Annotated in this window: 19 protein-coding genes and 1 tRNA gene; 13 read left to right on the top strand and 7 right to left on the bottom strand. The window is 62.6% G+C overall.

Features of this window, described 5'->3' with window-relative positions:
- Positions 1 to 553 precede the first annotated feature (553 nt).
- Genes KJ624_04155 through KJ624_04135 form a run of 5 tightly spaced genes read left to right on the top strand, consistent with a single transcriptional unit; the run spans position 554 to position 4226 of the window.
- Positions 554 to 1216, top strand: coding sequence for a site-2 protease family protein (locus tag KJ624_04155; GenBank protein MBU2009023.1), 663 nt, complete (start codon positions 554 to 556; stop codon positions 1214 to 1216).
- 12 nt (positions 1217 to 1228) lie between these two features.
- A complete protein-coding gene (locus KJ624_04150) occupies positions 1229 to 2074 on the top strand; it encodes a prephenate dehydrogenase (GenBank protein ID MBU2009022.1) in 846 nt (281 codons plus the stop codon).
- A complete protein-coding gene (aroA, locus tag KJ624_04145; GenBank protein MBU2009021.1) occupies positions 2071 to 3357 on the top strand; it encodes a 3-phosphoshikimate 1-carboxyvinyltransferase in 1287 nt (428 codons plus the stop codon). Before KJ624_04150 ends, aroA begins: the two co-directional genes overlap by 4 nt.
- A 17-nt stretch (positions 3358 to 3374) precedes the next feature.
- A complete protein-coding gene (locus KJ624_04140; protein ID MBU2009020.1) occupies positions 3375 to 3641 on the top strand; it encodes a DUF370 domain-containing protein in 267 nt (88 codons plus the stop codon).
- Positions 3642 to 4226, top strand: a complete 585-nt coding sequence (locus KJ624_04135) for a guanylate kinase (protein MBU2009019.1) — start codon at positions 3642 to 3644, stop codon at positions 4224 to 4226.
- On the opposite strand, the gene KJ624_04130 is transcribed toward KJ624_04135, so the two are convergent.
- The 7 genes from KJ624_04130 to KJ624_04100 all read right to left on the bottom strand — a co-directional run bounded on the left by KJ624_04130 (position 4223) and on the right by KJ624_04100 (position 10660).
- Positions 4223 to 5215: an inorganic phosphate transporter gene (locus KJ624_04130; protein MBU2009018.1), complete on the bottom strand. Its 993-nt coding sequence runs from the start codon at positions 5213 to 5215 to the stop codon at positions 4223 to 4225. The genes KJ624_04135 and KJ624_04130 overlap by 4 nt on opposite strands.
- Positions 5208 to 5834 carry a DUF47 family protein gene (locus KJ624_04125; protein MBU2009017.1) on the bottom strand — a complete coding sequence of 209 codons (627 nt, stop codon included), beginning with the start codon at positions 5832 to 5834 and terminating at the stop codon, positions 5208 to 5210. The genes KJ624_04130 and KJ624_04125 overlap by 8 nt, the downstream gene beginning before the upstream one ends.
- An 89-nt stretch (positions 5835 to 5923) precedes the next feature.
- Positions 5924 to 6772, bottom strand: a complete 849-nt coding sequence (gene nadC, locus KJ624_04120; GenBank protein MBU2009016.1) for a carboxylating nicotinate-nucleotide diphosphorylase — start codon at positions 6770 to 6772, stop codon at positions 5924 to 5926.
- A gap of 1 nt (position 6773) precedes the next feature.
- Positions 6774 to 8309: an L-aspartate oxidase gene (gene nadB / locus KJ624_04115; GenBank protein MBU2009015.1), complete on the bottom strand. Its 1536-nt coding sequence runs from the start codon at positions 8307 to 8309 to the stop codon at positions 6774 to 6776.
- Positions 8306 to 9235 (bottom strand): quinolinate synthase NadA, encoded by a 930-nt coding sequence (gene nadA / locus KJ624_04110; protein MBU2009014.1) that lies wholly within the window; start codon positions 9233 to 9235, stop codon positions 8306 to 8308. The genes nadB and nadA overlap by 4 nt, the downstream gene beginning before the upstream one ends.
- A complete protein-coding gene (locus KJ624_04105) occupies positions 9232 to 10500 on the bottom strand; it encodes a MiaB/RimO family radical SAM methylthiotransferase (GenBank protein ID MBU2009013.1) in 1269 nt (422 codons plus the stop codon). Before KJ624_04105 ends, nadA begins: the two co-directional genes overlap by 4 nt.
- Before the next feature lie 71 nt (positions 10501 to 10571).
- A tRNA-Ser gene (locus KJ624_04100) sits at positions 10572 to 10660 on the bottom strand.
- Positions 10661 to 10735: 75 nt separating this feature from the next.
- Between KJ624_04100 and pyrF the strand changes: the two genes are divergently transcribed.
- The 8 genes from pyrF to atpF all read left to right on the top strand — a co-directional run bounded on the left by pyrF (position 10736) and on the right by atpF (position 15344).
- Complete coding sequence (gene pyrF / locus KJ624_04095; protein MBU2009012.1) at positions 10736 to 11563, top strand: orotidine-5'-phosphate decarboxylase; 828 nt, start codon at positions 10736 to 10738, stop codon at positions 11561 to 11563.
- Between the two features lie 445 nt (positions 11564 to 12008).
- Positions 12009 to 12320 carry a winged helix-turn-helix transcriptional regulator gene (locus tag KJ624_04090; protein ID MBU2009011.1) on the top strand — a complete coding sequence of 104 codons (312 nt, stop codon included), beginning with the start codon at positions 12009 to 12011 and terminating at the stop codon, positions 12318 to 12320.
- A gap of 35 nt (positions 12321 to 12355) precedes the next feature.
- Positions 12356 to 12907 (top strand): bifunctional nuclease family protein, encoded by a 552-nt coding sequence (locus KJ624_04085; protein ID MBU2009010.1) that lies wholly within the window; start codon positions 12356 to 12358, stop codon positions 12905 to 12907.
- Positions 12908 to 12909: 2 nt separating this feature from the next.
- Complete coding sequence (locus KJ624_04080) at positions 12910 to 13242, top strand: hypothetical protein (GenBank protein MBU2009009.1); 333 nt, start codon at positions 12910 to 12912, stop codon at positions 13240 to 13242.
- Between the two features lie 72 nt (positions 13243 to 13314).
- A complete protein-coding gene (locus KJ624_04075; protein ID MBU2009008.1) occupies positions 13315 to 13530 on the top strand; it encodes an AtpZ/AtpI family protein in 216 nt (71 codons plus the stop codon).
- Between the two features lie 4 nt (positions 13531 to 13534).
- Positions 13535 to 14437 carry a F0F1 ATP synthase subunit A gene (locus KJ624_04070; GenBank protein MBU2009007.1) on the top strand — a complete coding sequence of 301 codons (903 nt, stop codon included), beginning with the start codon at positions 13535 to 13537 and terminating at the stop codon, positions 14435 to 14437.
- Between the two features lie 154 nt (positions 14438 to 14591).
- Complete coding sequence (locus KJ624_04065) at positions 14592 to 14822, top strand: ATP synthase F0 subunit C (protein ID MBU2009006.1); 231 nt, start codon at positions 14592 to 14594, stop codon at positions 14820 to 14822.
- 12 nt (positions 14823 to 14834) lie between these two features.
- Complete coding sequence (gene atpF, locus KJ624_04060; GenBank protein MBU2009005.1) at positions 14835 to 15344, top strand: F0F1 ATP synthase subunit B; 510 nt, start codon at positions 14835 to 14837, stop codon at positions 15342 to 15344.
- Positions 15345 to 15346 lie beyond the last annotated feature (2 nt).

The raw sequence follows: 15346 nt of genomic DNA, 5'->3' as shown, positions 1-15346 counted from the left end.
GTGGTCTCGAGGTACCAGTTCGTCAGGCGTCAGGGAACTCAGCATTGTCACCTGTCTCTCTACTTTGCCACGCATTCTGGCCTCAAAGAAATCAGATGCCCTGACTCTACCACAATCTGCTTGCCATGTCAGTCAACTCAAGGGAGTTTTTCAGCAGCCTGCTAGGCTTTCCTCGGTCACGAAAGTATTTATAGAGAAAGTACAATGGAGTGAAAACCATTAAGAGAATCAGACTAACTTCAGTGATAACAGCAATCCACTGAAGCGATATGTCGAGGACATAATATATGGAGGCTGTCGTCGCGGCGTTTCTTGTTACCATATGCGTGACTCCGAGGTGATCGATGTAGGATACCGCGAGCAGAGTGACAGCGAAGCCAAATTCGTATGTGAGGAATCGGGCAATCCTACTGAGTTTCGGCGTTTTCGTTCTAATGGCGTTCGACATCTTCCCCTCCTGCCGACAATTTCAGCAGAAGGATACTCCCCCTTGCGGGGGCCAATCAACCAAGGCTGAACTGAACCGATATCTGTGCTATAATCACTGACCAGCATGCTTTTCTGGAACTTGGATAGGCTTAGCTACGATCCTCTAGGCTTCCTTCTCCTCCTTATCGTAAGGGTGGTAGCGGTGGCGGTGGCAATCGCTGTCCACGAGGGCAGCCACGCCCTGGCGGCCGACCGGCAGGGTGACCCCACCCCCAGGAGCCTGGGGAGGCTGACCCTGAACCCCCTGGCCCACCTGGACCCCCTGGGCACCCTGCTCCTTTTCCTGGTGGGCTTTGGCTGGGGCAAACCCGTCCCGGTGAACCTGGCCTATTTCAGGGGCCGGCCCCTGGCCGGGATGGCCAGGGTGGCCTTCGCCGGGCCCCTGGCCGGGCTGCTTACGGCAGGGCTTGTCTCCATCCCCTTGCGCTTTCTTGATCTTCCCATGGACAACGAATTCTTCGTTACACTCTTCGTCATGCTCTTCGTCTTCAACATCATCCTGTCCCTTTTCAATCTCATCCCCATCCCTCCCCTGGACGGCTTTCATGTGCTGCTGGGGCTCGTGCCTCCCCGCACAGCCCTTAGCCTTTCCCGCTATGAGAGCTACGGCCCCCCTGTTCTCATCCTGCTTATCCTCCTGTCCACCTGGACAGGCTTTCTCTGGAGGGCCCTGGGGCCCGCGGTCAACTTCTTCAGCCGGCTCTATCTGGGCGGGGATATCTTTTAGGGGGAAAGGCCCTTGACTATAGCTATTATTGGCCTGGGGCTCATCGGCGGGTCCCTGGGCCTGGCCCTGAAGAGGGCCGGGGAGGGCCCCATCGCCGGGTGTGCCCTCCATCCCCGCACCCTGGCCCTGGCCCAGGAGCGGGGGGCCATTGACCTGGCCCGGGAAAGCCCCGAGGCGGCGGTGGAGGGGGCGGGGCTGGTCATCCTGGCCGCGCCCATCCAGGCCCTTCCCCGGTTGATGGCTCGGATTGCCCCTCATCTTCTCCCGGGGGCGGTGGTCACCGATACTGCCAGCACCAAGGCCCGGGTCATGGCCTGGGCCTCAGCCCATCTCCCCGGCCCCTTTGTGGGGGGCCACCCCATGGCGGGGAAGGAGGCCTGGGGCATAGAGGCCGCCTCGGCGGACCTCTTCCAGGGGGCTCCCTATGTCCTTGTCCCCGCCAGGGGCATACCGGAAGGGGCGCTGGAAAAGCTGGTCTCCCTGGCCCAATCGGTGGGGGCCCGGCCCATGGTGATGGAGGACCCGGAGGAGCATGACCGGCTGGTGGGAGGGATAAGCCACCTCCCCCTCTTCCTCTCCATCGCCCTCTCCCTCGCGGCTTCCCGTCACCCCGAGTGGCCCCGGCTGGCCGGGCTGGCCTCCGGGGGCTTCCGCGATGCCACCCGCCTGGCCTCGGGCAACCCAGAGATGGGCCGGGATATCTTCCTCACCAACAAACGCTGGGCCCTCTACTGGCTGGACCGCTTCTTGGAGCAGGTAGAAGAGCTCCGGGTCCACCTGGAACAGGACAGCCTGGAGGAGGCCCTGGCCCAGGCCCGGGAGGCCCGGGAACGGTGGCTCAAAGAGAGATACGGATGAAGGTCACCATCACCCCTCCCCACCGTCTTGAGGGGGGGGTAGCCCTGCCCGGGGACAAGTCCATCTCTCACCGTGCCCTCCTCCTGAATGCCATAGCCCGGGGGAAGGCCCGGTTGAGGAACCTGGGGCCGGGTGCCGATGTCCTCTCTACCATAACGTGCCTCAGGGCCCTGGGTGTGAATATAGAGCTGGAGGGGGGGGAGGCGGTGGTGACGGGGGTGGGGGGGGAGCTGGTGGAGCCCCAGGATGTCCTTCAGGCGGGCAACAGCGCCACTACCCTGCGTCTCCTGGCGGGGCTGCTTGCAGCCCGGCCTTTTCTTTCCCTCATCACCGGGGATGCCTCCCTGCGTTCCCGGCCCATGGACCGGGTGATAGTGCCCCTTCGCCAGATGGGGGCCAGCATCTGGGGCCGGGGTGGGGACAGCCTCCCCCCCCTTGCCATCCGGGGCGGGAAACTGAAGGGCATCCACTACCGTCTGCCCCTCCCCAGCGCCCAGGTGAAGTCCGCCCTCCTCCTGGCCGGGCTATTCGCTCAGGGGGGAATGGAGATTGTAGAGCCTGTCCCCTCCCGGGACCACACCGAGCGCCTCCTTCTCCGCATGGGGGCCCCCATCAGCAAGGAGGGGGATAGGATTTCCCTGGAGCCCCTGGCCTCCCCGCTCCCTGCCCTGGACATGGAGGTGCCCGGGGATATCAGCTCGGCTGCCTTTTTCCTGGCCGCCGGGGCCCTTCACCCCCAGGCCAGCCTCAGGTTGGGGGGGGTGGGGGTGAACCCCACCCGCACCGGCTTCCTGGAGGTTATGAGGGCCATGGGGGCCAGCTTCCGTCTGGAGGCCCCAAGGGAGGAAGGGGGTGAGCCGGTGGCCGACCTGGAAGCAGAGACCAGCCATCTGGAAGGGGTGGAGGTGGGAGGGGAGATAATCCCCCGCCTGATAGATGAGGTCCCGGTCCTGGTGGTGGTTGCCACCCAGGCCCGGGGGAGGACTATAATAAGGGGCGCCGGGGAGCTCCGGGTCAAGGAATCGGACCGCATCGCCTTTACCACAAGGGAGCTCAACCGGATGGGGGCTGGGATAGAGGAACTGCCCGATGGGTTTATCATCCAGGGGCCGGTGCCCCTTAAAGGGGCTGAGGTGGACAGCCGCGGGGACCACCGCTTGGCCATGGCCCTGGCAGTGGCTGGCCTGGTGGCCCGGGGGGAGACTACCATCCTGAGGGCGGAGGCTGCCGATGTCTCCTATCCCGGCTTTTTCCAGACACTCCAGCACCTGGGCAAGTCTTGATTCTTAAGGGGGTGAAGATGGCCACAGAACTGGTTCACATTGGCTTCGGCAACATCCTGGCAATTAACCGCCTGGTGGCCCTCACCCCATCAAATTCTGCCCCAACCCGGCGTCTCATCCAGGAGGCCCGGGAGAAGGGCCTGCTGGTGGATATGACCAGCGGCCGCCGCACCAAGGCCGTCCTCATTACTGATTCCGGCCATGTCATCCTGGCGGCCCTCACCGCTGAGACCATCGCCGGGAGGTTCCTCTCCCGCCAGCCAGCGGAGGAAGGGAAAGGTTAGGTGGCCCTCCTCTTTGTCCTCTCCGGCCCCTCGGGGGTGGGGAAGGACTCCCTCCTGGCCCGGATGAAGGCCCGGGGCCTTCCTCTCCATTTTGCGGTGACAGCCGCCACCCGTCCCCCGCGCCCTGGTGAAGAGGACGGCCAGGACTACCACTTCCTGTCCCTGGAGCGCTTCATGGAGATGAGGGAAAAGGGCGAACTGCTGGAATGGGCCCAGGTCTATGGCCACTGGTATGGGGTGCCCAAAGCTGAGATAAGGTCGGCCCTCTCCCGGGGGGAGGATGTGATGATGAAGGTGGATGTCCAGGGGGCAGACACCATCAGAGGCCTGCTCCCCCAGGCAGTCTCCATTTTCCTTGTCCCCCCCAGCCCGGAGGAACTTCAGAGGAGGCTGGCCTCAAGACAGACCGAGGGGGGGGCCTCCCTGGAGCTCCGCCTCCGCACTGCCCAGGAGGAGATGAAGCACCTCCCCCTTTTTGACTACGTGGTGATAAACGACGACCTGGGGAGGGCTGCCCGAAGGATGGAGGCCATCATCACCGCCGAGAAGTGTCGGGTGAACCCCCGCCGGGCGGAGCTTCCTTAAAAGACTAGCCTAAATACCAGGGCGAGGAGGGCTCCGATGGCCCCGCAGAGGGGGAAGGTGAGGAGCCAGGCCAGCACAATCCGCCGGGTCACCCCCCAGCGCACGGCGGAAAACCGCCGGGTGGCCCCCACCCCCATTATGGCCGTATTAATAGTGTGGGTGGTGCTGACTGGGACCCCCAAAAAGGAGGCCAGGGTGATGGCGAAACCCGCCGAGCTTTCAGCGGCAAAGCCGTGGACTGGTTCCAGCTTTGTAATCTGGAAGCCCATGGTCCTGATGATGCGCCAGCCCCCCAGCATGGTGCCTAACCCCATGACTGCTCCGCAGAGGAGGATGACCCACAGGGGGATATAGAAGTTGGGCAATACCCCTCCCAGCACCAGGGCCAGGGCGAAGGCCCCCATGAATTTCTGTCCGTCGTTGCTGCCATGGCTGAAGGCCATGAAGGCGGCCGAGAGGACCTGAAGCCGGCCAAAGAACCTCCTGACGAAAGACGGGCCCGCCCTCCGCAAGAGGTTATACAAGAGGAGCATCACGACCAGGGCCAGGCCGAAGCCCAGGAAGGTGGAGAAGCCCAGGCCCAGGATTACCTTGCGCCACCCCTCCCAGAGGAGGACCGATGGCCCAGCGGTGGCCAGCCCCGCCCCTGTCAGGCCAGCGATAAGGGCATGGCTCTCGCTGGTGGGCAGTCCAAAGCGCCAGGCTATGGTGCTCCAGGCGATGATAGCTATCATGGCTGCCGCTACGACGGGGAGGCCGATGGCCTCGGGCCTGATGATGCCCTTTCCTATGGTGGCGGCCACAGCTGTGCCGGTTATCAGGGCCCCGGCAATATTGAGCACGGCGGCCATAAGCACCGCCCGGTAGGGGTGGAGGACTCGGGTGGAGATGACGGTGGCTATGGCATTGGGGGCATCGGTCCAGCCATTAACAAACTCTGCCCCCAGCACCAGCAGGAGGACCAGGGCCAGGGGCAGGGCCTCAAGCATGCTTCAGGACAATGCCTTCCAGAATGTTGGCTACATCCTCACAGCGGTCGGTGGCGTCCTCCATGTGCTCGTAGAGCTCCCGCCATTTGATGACCTGGACCATGTCAGAGGCGTCCTGAAAGAGCTCCCCCAGGGCCTGTTTCAGCACCTCATCGGCGGCATTCTCCAGGCGGTTCAGCTCCACGCAGCTTACCAGCATCAGCTTTAGCTGGCCCCGGTGGCGGAGGTATTTCACCGCCCTCTCCACCTCGGCCACCCCATCGCGGATGATCTCCGCCAGCTCCTTGGCCCTTTGGGTGGGTGCCTGAACCCGGTAGATGAGCATGGTATCTGCTGCTCCGTGGATGAGGTCCAGGACATCGTCTATAGCATTGGTGAGGAGGGCGATATCCTCCCGGTCAAAGGGGGTGACGAAGGTGCTGTGGAGGAGGGCCGTGATGCGGTGGGTGATGCTGTCTCCCTTGTGCTCCAGCTCTTCCAGCTTGCTGACCTTCTCCTCCACATTCTCCCAGTTCTCCACCAGGTCAGTGAAGACCTCCCCGGCTTCTACCAGGTTGTGGGCCCCCTCTTCAAAGAGGTCAAAGAACTTTTGCTCCCGGGGGATGAGGGAGAACTTCAATGTCCCTCCTTTGTATTTTCCTTCGCAAATTTACATCCTTGAAGCTGTCCTGTCAATGGTCTGGGGCGGGGGGGTTAGGAATACGGATACTAGTATTCCAGTTCCAGGCTGATGTCCAGGGCCTTGGGGGAGTGGGTCAGGGCCCCGATGGATATCATGTCCACCCCCGTCTCGGCCACCCGCCGCACATTGGAGAGTTCTATGCCCCCGGAGGCCTCAAAGTGGACCTTCCCCTTGAAGGCCTGGACTATCCGCTCCATCTCCTCCGGGGTCATATTGTCCAGGAGGAGCCAGTCGGCCCCGGCCCGGAGGGCCTCTTCCGCCTCCTCCAGGCTCTTCACCTCCACCTCTATCCTCAGGAGGTGGTGGGCCTGGGCCCGGGTCCTCCTTATCCCTTCCTCCAGGGAAAGCCCCTGGAGTTTAAGGGCCTGCCAGTGGTTGTCCTTGATGAGGACCCCATCCCCCAGGTGGAAGCGGTGGTTTTTGCCCCCGCCCACCCTCACTGCGAGCTTGTCTAGGAGCCTCAGGCCTGGTGCTGTTTTGCGGGTATCGGCGATGATACAGCCTGTCCCGGCCACCGCCTCCACATAGTGGGCAGTAAGGGTGGCGATGCCGGAGAGGCGGGTGAGGAAATTCAGGGCGGTCCTCTCTGCCATGAGGAGGCTCCTCACCCTGCCCCTCACCACCCCGGCCCGGGTCCCGGGCTCTGCCCTTTCGCCATCCCCCACCCTGGTTTCCAGTTGGACCTCCGGGTCAACTTTCCTGAAGACCAGGGCGGCTATTTCCATTCCAGCCAGGACCCCCCGGCCCTTGACCAGGAGGGTGCCCTGCCCTTTGAGCTCCGGGGGCACCAGGGCCTGGGTGGTAATATCCCCCCAGGCCAGGTCCTCGGCCAGGGCCCGCTCTACAGTCTTCTCAAATTCATCCGGGAGGGACATCCTACTGCCTGCGGAAGATGATGTGTTTCTGCCACATGGGGGAGGGATGGGGGAAGTCAGAGCGGTAATGGGCCCCCCGGCTCTCCTCCCTGAGGAGGGCCGCCTCCACCAGGAGCCTGCCTACCAGGACAAGGTTCCATTTCTCTCTCTGGGGGCGGGTGAGCCCGGGCTCAAGCCCCTTCTGCCATGCCGCCAGCTTCCGGGCTGCCTCCTCAAGCCCTTTCCCGGAGCGGATGATGCCGGCCTTCTCCCAGAGAAGGTCCCGGAGCTGGGAGACGTCCTCCAGGGGATTGAGAGGCACTTCCCTTTGCGGCAGGGAATAGCACTCTTTGGCCGGGGCGGGAGCCGGGTTGGGATTTGCTTCCTCGGTGTGCTGGACTATCCTCATGGCAAAGACTACGGTCTCCAGGAGGGAGTTGGAGGCCAGGCGGTTGGCCCCGTGAAGCCCTGTGCAGGCGCATTCCCCGGCGGCGAAGAGGCCGGAGATATTGGTCTCCCCCCAGGTGTTGGTGCGGACTCCCCCCATGATGTAGTGGGCGGCGGGGGCCACGGGGATGGGGGAGAGGGTGATATCCAGGCCCCAATCCAGGCAGAAGCGGTAGATGTGGGGGAAGCGGGTGATGATGGTCCTGGGGGGCAGATGGGTGCCGTCCAGATATACATGGTCAGCCCCGGTGGCTGTCATCTCCTGGAGGATGGCCCGTGCTACCACGTCCCGCGGGGCCAGCTCCCCCTCGGGGGCATAGCGTTTCATGAAGGCCTCCTGGCGGATATTGCGCAGGATGCCCCCCTCTCCCCTCACCGCCTCGGAGATAAGGAAGGGTGGGGCGCCGGGGAGCCGCAGGGCGGTAGGGTGGAACTGGAAGAACTCCATATCCATGACCTCGGCCCCCGCCTCATAGGCCAGGGCGATGCCGTCCCCGGTGGCTATACCGGGGTTGGTAGTATGGCGGAAGAGCTGTCCTGCCCCCCCGGTGGCCAGGATTATGAACCGGCCCTGGTACTCCTCCTCCCTGCCCGAGGCCAGGTCCACGGCCCTCACCCCCCGCGCCCTGCCCCTTTCCACCAGGAGTTGGACTGCCAGGCTGTGCTCGTTTATGGTTACCCCGTTGCTTCTTGCCTGGCGACTGAGAGTGGTCTCGATGTGCTCTCCGGTAGCATCCCCGCCGGCGTGGAGGATGCGGGGGACACTGTGGGCGGCCTCGCGGGCCAGGGCTACCTCTCCCTCCTGGGTATCAAAAGGGACCCCAAAGCGGATGAGGTCGTTGATGCGGTCAGCGGCCTCCTCCACCAGCACCCTCACGGCCTCGGGGTCGGAGAGGCCGGCCCCTGCCTGTATGGTGTCCTGGTAGTGGAGCTGGGGGGAATCGCCCCGGCCGACGGGGGCGGCGATGCCCCCCTGGGCAAAGCGGGTATTGCATTCATCAATGCTCGCTTTGGTGAGCACCAGGACCGAGCCCCGCTCCCTGGCCAGGAGGGATGCGTAAAGGCCGGCTATCCCCGAGCCAATGATTATGTAGTCATAATAGGCCATCACACCACCTGGAGCATCCGGTCCAGGGCGCTCTTGGCCCTCAGCCTTATGCCCTCGGGGATGGTGATGACGTTGCGCTTTAGCTCCATGGTGCGGAGGACGGCGTCCAGGCGGGTGCGCTTCATGTTGGGGCAGAGCAGGCCGGGGCTGAGGACATAGAAGGTCTTGCCCGGGTTCTCTTTCTTCAGCCGGTAGAGGAGCCCCTCCTCAGTGCCGATGAGGAAGGTAGAGGCGGGGCTTTGCCCGCAGTAGCGTACCATCTGGGAGGTGGAGAGGATGGCATCGGCCAGGGCCTGGACCTCGGCGGTGCACTCGGGGTGGACCAGGACCACGGCCTCGGGGTGGAGGGCCTTGGCCTGCCTTACCTGCTCGGCGGTGACCCGGCGGTGGGTGACACAGAAACCGGGGTAGGCGATTATCTTCTTTCTTGTGTTTCTGGCCACCCAGCCTGCCAGGTTCTCGTCCGGTATGAAGAGGACCTCCTCGTTGGGGAGGGACTCCACCACCTTCACCGCATTGGCCGAGGTGCAGCAGACATCGCTCTCTGCCTTGACGGCGGCGGTGGTGTTGACATAGCAGACAACGGCGGCCCCGGGGTAGCGGGCCCGCCATTCCTTCAGGTCCGGGACATCACACATGTCTGCCATAGGGCAGCCGGCGCTAATCTCTGCCAGGAGCACCGGCCGGCCGGGGTTAAGAATGGCGGCGTTTTCCGCCATGAAATGGACCCCGCAGAAGACGATGAGATTAGGCTCTATCTCGGCGCACTTCTTGGCCAGCTCCAGGGAGTCGCCGACAAAGTCGGCCACATCCTGGACCTCGGGGCGCTGGTAGTTGTGGGCCACGATGACCGCCCCCAGCTTTCTCTTCAGGGCCAGGACCTGTTCCTGGAGACGGGCTATTTCGGCCTGGGGAGTGACGACTTTCATCCTACTCCTTCCAGGGAGCCCAGTTGCCACCAGGGGGTGGCCTGCTCCACCTTTACCGTTGCCATCTGCCCCTCCAGATTGTCGGGGCCCTCAAAGAAGACCAGCCTCCCTTCACGGCTCCTCCCCTCCCATCTCCCCTTGCTTCTCCTTTCCACCAGGACCTCCAGGGACTGCCCCACCAGCAGGCGGGCCTTCTCCAGGGCGGTGGCCTCCTGGAGCTTCTCTATCCCGTCCTTCCGCCTCTTCTTCTCCCGGGAGGGCACGCTGTCCTGGAGGTGTCGGGAGGCCCATGTGCCGGGGCGGGGGGAGTAGGCGGCCACGTGGACAGTGTCCAGGCGGAGCTCCTCAAGAAGGGACACCGTGTTCTCAAACTCTTCTTCCGTTTCCCCGGGGAAGCCCACAATGACATCGGTGCTGATGGCGGCCTGGGGGAAGGCCTGCCGGATAAAGCCCACCACGCGCCGGTAGTCCTGGGACGCATATCCCCTGCCCATGGCCTCCAGGATGCGGTCACCCCCGGCCTGGACCGGGATGCTGAAGGCGGGGCAGAACTTCTCCAGTCGGGCCAGCTTCTCGATGAACCCGGGCGTCACCTTCCCGGGGTGGGAGGTAAGAAAGCGCAGGCGCTGGAGCCCGGGGATGGGGTGGAGCTCCCGGAGGAGGTCGGCCAGGTCGGGGCTACTGGGCAGGTCCCTGCCATAGGCCTGGATATTCTGCCCCAGCAGGGTAATCTCCTTTACCCCTTTCGCTACCAGTCTTTCCGCCTCCAGGCGGACCTCCTCTATAGGCCGGCTCTTTTCCCGGCCCCGGCGGTGGGGGACGATACAGTAGGTGCAGAGGCTTTCACACCCCTTTATCACCGAGATGTAGGCGGCGGGGCCATCCGCCACAGGGGCGAAGGCCCCATCCCCCCCCAGCCCCCTTGCCCGGGCGAAGCCGAGGAAATCATCAAAGGCCTGAGGGCCGAAGGCTAAATCCACCCCCGGGAGCAACTCCCTCAGGTCTTTTCCGGGGTCCACCAGACAGCCGGTAATGGCCAGGAGGGCATGGGGACGGTCTTTCTTGAGGGCCTGGAGGGACTCAATCCTGGCCAGGGCCCGGGCCTCGGCGCTCTGGCGGACCACACAGGTGTTGACCACCACCAGGTCGGCGGTCTCCGGGGCCTCTGCCTGCCCCCAGCCCCAGCCCTCAAGGTAGCCGGCGAGGGTGGCGGAGTCCGCCTTGTTCATCTGACAGCCCATAGTCCAGATGTAATAGTTCATCATTTCACTAGAATTCCCTTATACAAAGCTAGCCCCTTTTGGGGGCTAGTATCTTTTCTCCTATTTTATCACGGCGGAGGGAATGGGATTCGAACCCATGGGAGAGGTAACCCCCTCCAGGCGCTTAGCAGGCGCCCGCCCTAAACCACTAGGCGATCCCTCCCGAACCCCAATATATCACAGGCCCCTTTCCCTTTCAAGTTGCAAAACCTCCTGTGAATGATTTACTATCGGGCTGATGAGGTTCCGGGAGAAGCTGGAAAAGGCGCAGGAGAAGAACCGTAGTCTCCTCTGTATTGGCCTGGACCCCCAGCCGGAGCTGATGCCGGTAAAGGATGTGGCCGGCTTTGGCCGGGCCATCATTGAGGCCACCAGTGACCTGGTCTCGGCCTATAAGCCCAACCTGGCCTTCTACGAGGCACTGGGCCTGGAGGGGTTAAGGGCCTTGGAGAAGACCCTGAGCTTTATCCCCCCTTCCATCCCCGTTATTGGGGATGCCAAGAGGGGTGATGTGGGGCATTCGGCCCTGGCGTACGCCCGGGCCCTCTTTGAGGTCTGGGGCTTTGATGCCGCCACCGTGAATCCCTATTTGGGCTATGATTCACTGGAGCCCTTCCTGGAATACAAAGAGAGGGGGGTCTTCCTCCTGGCCCGCACCTCTAACCCTGGGGCGGGGGACTTCCAGGAACTGAGTTTCCAAGGGGTGCCCCTATATCAGCAGGTAGCCCTGAAGGCCCGGGAGTGGAACCGCTACGGGAATATCGGGCTGGTAGCCGGGGCCACCTTTCCTGAGGGGCTCCGCAAACTGCGCCAGCTCTGCCCTGATATGCTCCTCCTCATCCCGGGGATAGGGGCCCAGGGGGGCCACCTGGGCCGGGCCGTAGCCTGTGGCCTGGATGGCGGGGGAAAAGGGGCCATCTTCGCCGCCTCCCGGGAGGTCCTCTATACCTCTCGAGGGGAGGACTTTGCCCTGCGGGCCAGAGACAAGGCCGAGGGGATAAGGGATGAGATTGAAAGGGGGAGACAGGCAACGGAGGGGCCGGAAAAGGGGCAGGCCACCCCTTAGGGTGGCCTGCTTTCTTAACCTGCCGCTGCTATTTCTTTGGGGGCTTAGCTGGCCCTCTGGGCGGCTCGGGTTTCCTCATAAACATACGCGCTTTCACCTCCTTCCTTGTTAAAGCCCCAAAAGGGTGAAGACCAATGGCGGTTACTTCTTCTTCGGGGCGGCCTTGGTAGCCTTCTTCGCGGGAGCCTTTTTGGCAGGCATGGTTTATATCACCCCCTTTCCTTTAGATGTTGAAAAGGACCTGAGGGAAACAAAAAAGGCCCAAAGCTTATTTGGGCCGTCTAATATTCTCTGCTGGCTACGGCTTCGTTGTGGAGGCTTGTCTGGCTGTGGAGGCTTCTCTGAATCGTCCATCTTGTATATGAAATTGTTTTCAGGTAAAATATATCAGGATTCTTTTCGCCTGTCAAGGCCTTTATGCGATTTTGTCAGGAAAGGGGGGAAAATGGGGGGATGGGCTTTTATCACCAATCATGGCGTAGTCCTGAGCTACCTTTCAAGGCATCCCCGCAGCACCGCGCGGACGGTGGCCCAGGCCATCGGCATCACCGAGAGGACCACTCACAGGATAATCGCCGACCTGGCCCGGGAGGGCTATATCAGCCGGCGGCGGGAGGGGAGATGCAATATCTACCGGGTGAACCCTCGCCTCCCCCTGCGCCCCACCCATGGTGAGGCGGTGGTGGGGGACCTGCTTATAGCTCTGGGCTGGAGGCCGCGGGCGAGGAAATTGACAAAAAACCCCCTTAGGGATTAACATGGAACCGTGTCTGGTATAAAGAGGGCAGGGCCATGCTTGAGGTGACGGTTGACAGCATCCGGGTCAGCCTGATGAACTACCAGAGAGTGGTAATCCTGAAGGAGAAGAGTCAGGAGCGCTACCTGCCCATCTGGATAGGCCCGGCAGAGGCCGATGCTATAGCCGTCAAGCTTCAGGAGATTTCTGTCCCCCGCCCCCTGACCCATGACCTTTTGAAGAGGGTGATTGAGAAACTGGGGGCAAGCCTGAACTTCATCCTGGTCAACGATCTCAAGGATGATACCTTCTATGCCAGGCTCTGCCTGCGGGTGGACAATACCGACATGGAGGTGGACTGCCGTCCTAGTGATGCTCTGGCCCTGGCGGTGAGGGCCCAGGTCCCTATCTTTGTGGAGGAGTCGGTCCTGGATAAGGCAGGCATCTATCTGGACAAGGAGGGCAAGCCCCTCCCCCCCGCCAGCTTGAGGGCAGCGGAGGCCTCGGGGGAGATCAAGGAAGAGGAGATGAAGAAGCTCAAGGCCTTCCAGGAGTTCATCCAGAGCCTCAATCTGGACGACCTGGGTAAAGGAAAGGAAAAGTCCTGAGGGTGGACGATAGCCTGGTCAAGCGCCTCGTGGCCACCCTCAAGTGCGGGGTCTGCAGCCAGCGTTACGAGTCGGACAATGTCCGGGTGCTGGGCCACCGGGATGAGCTCTGGTTCCTGAGTGTCTTCTGCCCCGGGTGCCATAGCCAGGGCCTGGTGGCGGCGGTAATCAAGGAGGGCAAGGCCCCTGAAGTGATTACAGACCTGACGCCGGAGGAGCTGGAGCAGTTCTCCCGCGACGCGTCGGTGGGCTCCAACGACCTCCTGGACCTCCACAACTTCCTCAGAGACTTTGACGGCGACTTTCAGAGACTGTTCATCAGCAAGAAAGAGTAGCCCCCACCCTTCCCCTTTTGTTGACCCCCTTCGCCTATGTGTGATATGATGCGCCAGTTCAGGCTGGTAGTTATGGAGCGGTGGGTATGGGCGCTTCGGTTCATAGGCATAGGCTGGTATGTGGCCCTGTGCATCGTGCTGGGGGCCATCCTGGGCATGTGGCTGGACCGCAAGCTCCACACCGTCCCATGGCTGGCTATCGGGGGTATTATCCTGGGCACCTTTTTCGCCTTCTTCGGCCTGTACCAGATGCTCCGGCCGGGGATAGACCGGAAGGATAAAAAGTAGGGGCATGGGCTGCTCCACCAGGCTGCTCTTTATACTGGCAGTTTCCTTTGTCCTTCTCCTCGTGGCGAGCCTGGTGACCGGAGCCATAGGGTCTCGGTTCACCGGGATGGACCCTCTGTCTTCCAAGCCGGCCATCCATCTCCCCCCCCAGCCCGTATTTCCACCAGAGGAGCACCCTGAGCCCGCGCGTTTCGCCATCACCAATACCCTGCTGGCCTCCTGGTTCACCACGGCGTGCCTCCTCCTCCTGTTCTATGTTGTCGCCCGGAAGCCGAAGCTCGTCCCCGGCCGGCTGCAGGGCATGGTGGAAGCGATTATGGAGTTCCTGCTGAACTTGATAGAGGGGGCCATCGGTAAGGAGAGGGCCAGGACGGTCTTCCCTCTGGTGGCCACCATATTCCTGTTTGTCGCCTTCAATGCCTGGCTGTCTGCCCTGCCGTTTTTTGGCCCCGTCGGCTACAAGGACGAGCACGGGGCCATTGCTATCCCCCTCCTGCGCAATGCCGGTACTGACATCAACCTCCCCCTGGCCATTGCCCTAGTAGCTGTCTTCACAGTTGAGTTCTGGGGGGTAAGGGCGGTGGGGGCGCTGCGCTATGCGGGCCAGTTTGTGAACGTGCGCCAGCTTCTTCGGGGCCGGCCTCTGGGAGTCGTAGACCTCTTCGTGGGGGGGCTGGAGGCCCTCAGCCACCTTATCCGCATCGTCAGCTTCACCTTCCGTCTATTCGGGAACATGACTGCGGGGAAGTCCCTGCTTTTGATTGTTGCCTTCCTCTCTCCGTTCCTGGCTTGGCTGGGCTACGGGCTGGAGCTGTTCTTCGGCCTCATCCAGGCCCTCATCTTTGCAGGGCTGACAATGGTGTTTGCTGTGCTAGCCGTCCAACCCCATGAAGAGGAAACCCATTAGAAAGGAGAGCCGATGCAGTTTGCGGATTTCCTGGTGGTGGCTCTGGTGGCTTCTGCGGTGTTGATTCCCGTCATAATAGCGGCGGGTGTAATCAGCGGTGTGCTGTCGCGCCGGGAACAGTAGCGGCCCCGGCAGAAAAGGAGGGATGAAGTAAATGGACCCGGAAACAATGAAGATGCTGGCGGCGGGGCTGGCCATTGGCCTGGGCCTTTTGGGCCCAGGGATTGGCCTGGGCCTCATCGGTGCTTCGGCCATGCAGGCTCTGGGCAGGAATCCCGAGGCCCGGGGGGCCATCTTTACAAACATGATCCTGGTGGCCGCCCTGGCGGAGGCACTCGGCATTTATGCCCTGATTGTAGCTATCATCCTGGGCATGGTGGCGTAAAGGGGATCAATGCTGGAGAAGTTCGGGGAGCTGGGCATCCACCTGCCCAGCCTGCTTATCTATTTGGTGAACTTCGGCCTGCTCCTGGGGCTCCTCTATATCGTCGGCTACAAGCCCATATTGAGGATGCTGGACCAGCGCTCCGCTACCATAAAGGAGAGCCTGGACCAGGCGGAGAAGGCCCGGCTCCAGTCCACCCGTGCGGAGGAGGAGATAAAGGCCCAGCTCCAGGACGCCCGCCGGCAGGGCCAGGCCATCGTATCCCAGGCGGCCCAGATGGGGGAGAAGGTCAAGGAGGAGGCCAGGGCCGAGGCCCGGCGGGAGGCCCAGGGCCTTATCCAGAGGGCCCGGGGGGAGATAGAGGTGGAGAGGGGGGAGATGGTGGCCCAGCTGAGGAGGGAGTTCGCCGGCCTGGCCATCACGGCGGCGGAAAAGGTGATAAACCGCTCCCTGGATAGACAGGCCCACCGGCAGCTTATAGAAGAGGTGCTGGAGGAAACCCCCTCCAGCGGGGGCAAGTAGCC

This window comes from Chloroflexota bacterium (assembly GCA_018825785.1).
GTDB lineage: Bacteria > Chloroflexota > Dehalococcoidia > JACVQG01 > JAHKAY01 > JAHKAY01.
The sequence above is the reverse complement of the archived record's forward strand: the minus strand, read 5'-3'. Positions and strand labels throughout refer to the sequence as shown.

What these genes read in the sequence shown, in the direction of transcription:
- KJ624_04085 (MBU2009010.1), top strand. Translation starts at nt 12,356, where the DNA reads ATGCTTGAGGTGACGGTTGACAGCATCCGGGTCAGCCTGATGAACTAC.
- KJ624_04090 (MBU2009011.1), top strand. Translation starts at nt 12,009, where the DNA reads ATGGGGGGATGGGCTTTTATCACCAATCATGGCGTAGTCCTGAGCTAC.
- KJ624_04140 (MBU2009020.1), top strand. Translation starts at nt 3,375, where the DNA reads ATGGCCACAGAACTGGTTCACATTGGCTTCGGCAACATCCTGGCAATT.
- KJ624_04155 (MBU2009023.1), top strand. Translation starts at nt 554, where the DNA reads ATGCTTTTCTGGAACTTGGATAGGCTTAGCTACGATCCTCTAGGCTTC.
- nadA (MBU2009014.1), bottom strand. Translation starts at nt 9,235, where the DNA reads ATGAAAGTCGTCACTCCCCAGGCCGAAATAGCCCGTCTCCAGGAACAG.
- KJ624_04065 (MBU2009006.1), top strand. Translation starts at nt 14,592, where the DNA reads ATGGACCCGGAAACAATGAAGATGCTGGCGGCGGGGCTGGCCATTGGC.
- KJ624_04130 (MBU2009018.1), bottom strand. Translation starts at nt 5,215, where the DNA reads ATGCTTGAGGCCCTGCCCCTGGCCCTGGTCCTCCTGCTGGTGCTGGGG.
- KJ624_04075 (MBU2009008.1), top strand. Translation starts at nt 13,315, where the DNA reads ATGGAGCGGTGGGTATGGGCGCTTCGGTTCATAGGCATAGGCTGGTAT.
- KJ624_04070 (MBU2009007.1), top strand. Translation starts at nt 13,535, where the DNA reads ATGGGCTGCTCCACCAGGCTGCTCTTTATACTGGCAGTTTCCTTTGTC.
- pyrF (MBU2009012.1), top strand. Translation starts at nt 10,736, where the DNA reads ATGAGGTTCCGGGAGAAGCTGGAAAAGGCGCAGGAGAAGAACCGTAGT.
- aroA (MBU2009021.1), top strand. Translation starts at nt 2,071, where the DNA reads ATGAAGGTCACCATCACCCCTCCCCACCGTCTTGAGGGGGGGGTAGCC.
- nadC (MBU2009016.1), bottom strand. Translation starts at nt 6,772, where the DNA reads ATGTCCCTCCCGGATGAATTTGAGAAGACTGTAGAGCGGGCCCTGGCC.
- KJ624_04105 (MBU2009013.1), bottom strand. Translation starts at nt 10,500, where the DNA reads ATGATGAACTATTACATCTGGACTATGGGCTGTCAGATGAACAAGGCG.